This window comes from Phenylobacterium sp., from assembly GCF_020253645.1.
Lineage (GTDB): Bacteria > Pseudomonadota > Alphaproteobacteria > Caulobacterales > Caulobacteraceae > Phenylobacterium.
The window spans coordinates 1-3768 of sequence record NZ_JADCBG010000190.1 but is presented as its reverse complement, the minus strand read 5'-3'; the positions used below and the strand labels follow the sequence as shown (position 1 = coordinate 3768).

At 66.8% G+C, this 3768-nt stretch carries 5 protein-coding genes; 1 reads left to right on the top strand and 4 read right to left on the bottom strand.

The genetic code is table 11. The features are described 5' to 3' along the window. Nucleotides 1-55 precede the first annotated feature (55 nt). Nucleotides 56-1169 (top strand): peptide chain release factor 2 gene (gene prfB / locus INE98_RS12665; RefSeq protein WP_293539292.1). Its coding sequence is split into 2 segments (ribosomal slippage): nucleotides 56-124 and nucleotides 126-1169, totalling 1113 coding nucleotides; the frame shifts between segments, so codons are not numbered across the junction. Between the two features lie 12 nt (nucleotides 1170-1181). Here the strand turns inward: prfB and INE98_RS12660 are convergent. The 4 genes from INE98_RS12660 to INE98_RS12645 form a co-directional block, all read right to left on the bottom strand. After that, nucleotides 1182-1643: a polymer-forming cytoskeletal protein gene (locus tag INE98_RS12660; protein ID WP_293539290.1), complete on the bottom strand. Its 462-nt coding sequence runs from the start codon at nucleotides 1641-1643 to the stop codon at nucleotides 1182-1184. Continuing rightward, nucleotides 1612-2772, bottom strand: coding sequence for a M23 family metallopeptidase (locus tag INE98_RS12655; protein ID WP_367120197.1), 1161 nt, complete (start codon nucleotides 2770-2772; stop codon nucleotides 1612-1614). The genes INE98_RS12660 and INE98_RS12655 overlap by 32 nt, the downstream gene beginning before the upstream one ends. A 101-nt stretch (nucleotides 2773-2873) precedes the next feature. Further along, a complete protein-coding gene (locus INE98_RS12650) occupies nucleotides 2874-3338 on the bottom strand; it encodes a peroxiredoxin (protein WP_293539288.1) in 465 nt (154 codons plus the stop codon). 10 nt (nucleotides 3339-3348) lie between these two features. Further along, a partial coding sequence (locus INE98_RS12645) for a S4 domain-containing protein (protein WP_293539287.1) occupies nucleotides 3349-3768 on the bottom strand: 420 nt, incomplete at its 5' end.

Below are 3768 nucleotides of genomic sequence, written 5' to 3'. Positions count from 1 at the left end.
TGTATTAGGGCGTGGTCCGCGCTACTTCCGCCCGCCGAGTTTCAGGAGTGATCCCATGAGAGCGGATGTCGAGGCTGCCAAGGCCGACATCGAGCAGTCGATCGCGCTGCTCAGGAGGCGACTTTGACTGGGATGTCGCGCTTCGAAAACTGCATGAGCTGAACGCCCGGGTCGAGGACCCCACCCTTTGGGACAGGCCCGATGAAGCCCAGTCCGTCAGTCGCGAGAGATCCCGGCTGGGCGCCTCGGTTGAGGCCGTCCTTGGGCTCGAGCGGGATCTGTCCGACGCCGTAGGTTACGCTGAACTGGCGGATGAAGAGGGTGACGAAGCCAGCCTCGAGGAAGCCCGGCGGCAGCTGAGGGCGATCCGGGAGCGGGCGGGGCGCGCAGAGCTCGAAGCCCTCCTGTCCGGAGAGGCGGATGGCAACGACGCCTTTCTGGAGGTCAACTCCGGCGCGGGCGGGACGGAGTCCTGCGACTGGGCGGGAATGCTCCTGCGGATGTACACGCGCTGGGCCAATGCCCACGGCATGAGTGTGGAGTTCCTCGAGGAAACCCCGGGCGAGCAGGCCGGCATCAAGTCTGCGACCATCCAGATCAAGGGCGCCAACGCCTACGGATGGTTGAAGACCGAAGCCGGCGTCCATCGTCTGGTGCGGATCTCGCCCTTCGACGCCGCGGCCAAGCGACACACAAGCTTCGCCTCAGTCTGGGTCTATCCGGTGGTCGACGACACCATCGTGATCGACATCAATCCGTCGGATGTCCGGACAGACACCTATCGGGCCTCGGGGGCGGGCGGCCAGCACATCAACAAGACGGACTCAGCGGTCAGGCTCACCCACGTGCCGACGGGTGTGGTTGTGGCCTGTCAGACCGGGCGTTCGCAGCATCAGAACCGGGAAGAGGCCTGGCGCATGCTGCGGGCCCGACTCTACGAACTTGAGCTCCAGAAGCGTGAGGCGGAAGCCCAGGCGCTTCAGGACCAGAAGACGGATATCGGCTGGGGGCACCAGATCCGCTCCTACGTTCTTCAGCCCTATCAGATGGTCAAGGACCTCAGGACCCAGGTGGAGACATCCGACACCCAGGGCGTGCTGGATGGAGATCTCGACGCCTTCATGGGGGCCAGTCTCGCGCAGCGGGTCGGAGTCACCCGGGAAGGCTGACGCCTCAGGGACTTAGCTCGCCCCCGAGGCTGTCTGGGCCGGAATGGCCGCAGGCTTCGGGCGCTGGAGCTTGATGCTGCGCCCTTCGAAAGAGGCGCCCGGTTCAATAGCCAATTGCTCGGCGGTGATATCGCCCTCGACGCCCGCGGAGCCATAGAGGCGCACCAGTTTGGCGACGATGCCCCCCGTGATGCGCCCGCGGACCTCGACCGTCTCCGCCGTGACCTGTCCCTCAATGCGGCCCGTCTCGCCGACCGCCAGTTTCTCGACTCGGACATCGCCCTTCACGAGGCCATCGATCTGGACTTCGCTGTCGCTCTGGATGGAGCCTTCAACGCTGAGGTTCTGCGCCAGCAGGGAGGCTGGGCGTGGGCGGTTCCGGGCCGCAGGGTCTGCGGCCCCTCCAGAGCTGGAGGCCTCCATGGGAAGGCTGACTGAGCGATTATCCGGCTTGGGTGTGGGCTTGCTGAACATGTTCACCTGCGCGGAGGAAACGATAGGGATTCACGGCCCTGCCATTGAGCCAGATTTCGTAATGCAGATGAGGTCCGGTCGAACGCCCCGTATTGCCAAGGGCGCCCACCCTCTGACCGACCGCCACCCTCTGCCCGGGCGACACGGCGATTGCGGAAAGGTGTGCGTAACGGGTCTTGAAGCCCCGCCCGTGATCCACCTCGACCGTCTTGCCGTACCCGGACCGAACGCCCGCATAGGACACCACGCCAGGGGCGGTGGTCAGGATTGGCGCACCGAAGGCCGATACGAAGTCGATCCCGGCATGGAAGGCAGGACGCCCGGTGAACGGATCAAACCGGACGCCAAAGCCGCTGGTTCGACGGGCGCCGTTCGCCGGGTGCGAGAAGGGCAGGCGCGCTGCAGTTTCCGACAGGGCGTTGGCGGTGGAGAGGTTCTCGGCGGCTCGCTGGATTCGGGCGGCGAACCGCTCATCGACGTCCAGGACTGCGGCGAGCGCTCTCGGATCGGGGGCTTCCAGCAGGGGACCTCCCGACGCGGCCGGCGAGGCGTAGCTTGAGGGCGCAAGACCCGCCAGACGAAACGCCAGTCTGAGGCGGTCTGCACGGCTGCGGGCGTAGTCCTCCGCCGCGTCCACCAGACGCTCCTGGCTGGCCTGCACGCCCGCGATCCGCTCAATCGGGTCGTCCTCCGGGGTCGACGAGCTTCTCAGGGCGGGGGCGATGGCCGCCATGGCCCCGGGCTCGCCCTTGAGATCGGTCAGGAGGGGGGCCAGGGCCGCATGGCGCTTCTCGATGGAGTCCGCGAGGCCGCCCAGGGTCGCGCCGGAGGCGTTCAGTTGAGCAACGGCGCTGTTCAGTCGGGCTTCGCGGTCCGCAACCCAGCGTTCCGAACGGGCCTGCATCTCGGCCAGTTCCTGGTCGCTTCGCGACTGTGTCACCGCACCGATCAGGATGGCGATGAACGAGATGATGATCCATGTCAGGAGCCCGACGCCGGCAGCGGCGAAAATCATCTGTCGGGCTGGCGTCAGGACCACGCCCCTCATCTCCCCTCCGGACCGGAGATAGAGATGCCTTTCGGGGAACAGGGCCTGGACCAAGCTGCGGAGTTGCGCGAGACGCGACATGCTCACCTTGCCGTCAACCTGCGGGGACGCAGTTATTGTCTGGTAACCCCTCCGAAGGCAACCCGCTGATTCGCGGATCGCCCGGGGGAGGTCTGCGGGCCTCAAAGTGACTGGACGGCCTCCAGGACCTCCGCGGCGTGTCCGGGCGCCTTGACCTTTCGCCAGATCCTGCGGATCGCGCCCGTGCCGTCGATCACAAAGGTCGATCGGTCAATGCCCATGTACTGGCGCCCGTACATGCTTTTCTCGACCCAGGCGCCATAGGCTTCGATCGTCACGCCCTCAGGATCGGAGCCCAGGGGTATAGCCAGGCCGTACTTGGCGGTGAACTTCCCGTGGCTGGCGACCGAGTCTTTGGACACGCCCAGGACCGCGGCTCCCGCCGCAGCGAAGTCAGCCGCCAGGGCCGTGAACTCCTGCGCCTCCTTCGTGCACCCGGACGTGTCGTCCTTGGGATAGAAGTACAGGACGAGGGTCTTGCCCGCGAAGTCCGCCAAACGGACCGGCCCGTCGGCGCCCGCCATCTCGAACTCGGGCGCCTTTGCGCCGACATCCAGTTCCGCCATTTCCAGCTCCTCAGGGTTCGATCACGAGCCTGACCCGGCGCTTGCCGGACCTCAGCTCCGCTTCGGCGCCGCTGACGGCGACATTGGCCTGGGGATCGACGACCTTCTCGCCATTGATCCGGAAGCCGCCGTTGGCGATCTGCTTGCGCGCCTCGGAGTTCGATGCGGCGAAGCCCGCCGCCACCATCAGCGCGACATGGGATGTGGCGGCGAGTTCGGAGGCTTTCAAGGCCAGGGTCGGCATGTCGGCCGAAAGCCCCCCTGCCTCGAAGGCCACCCGCGCGGCTTCCTCGGCCGCCGCCGCCGCCTCGGCGCCGTGCAGCATCCGGGTCGCCTCGGTGGCGAGCACCTTCTTGGCGTCGTTGATCTCCGCCCCCGAGAGGGCCTCCAGCCGGGCGACCTCGTCCAGCGGCAGGTCGGTGAAGAGCCG

Coding starts and splice junctions, on each gene's coding strand:
- INE98_RS12655 (WP_367120197.1), bottom strand. CDS start 2,772: ATGTCGCGTCTCGCGCAACTCCGCAGCTTGGTCCAGGCCCTGTTCCCC.
- INE98_RS12660 (WP_293539290.1), bottom strand. CDS start 1,643: ATGTTCAGCAAGCCCACACCCAAGCCGGATAATCGCTCAGTCAGCCTT.
- INE98_RS12650 (WP_293539288.1), bottom strand. CDS start 3,338: ATGGCGGAACTGGATGTCGGCGCAAAGGCGCCCGAGTTCGAGATGGCG.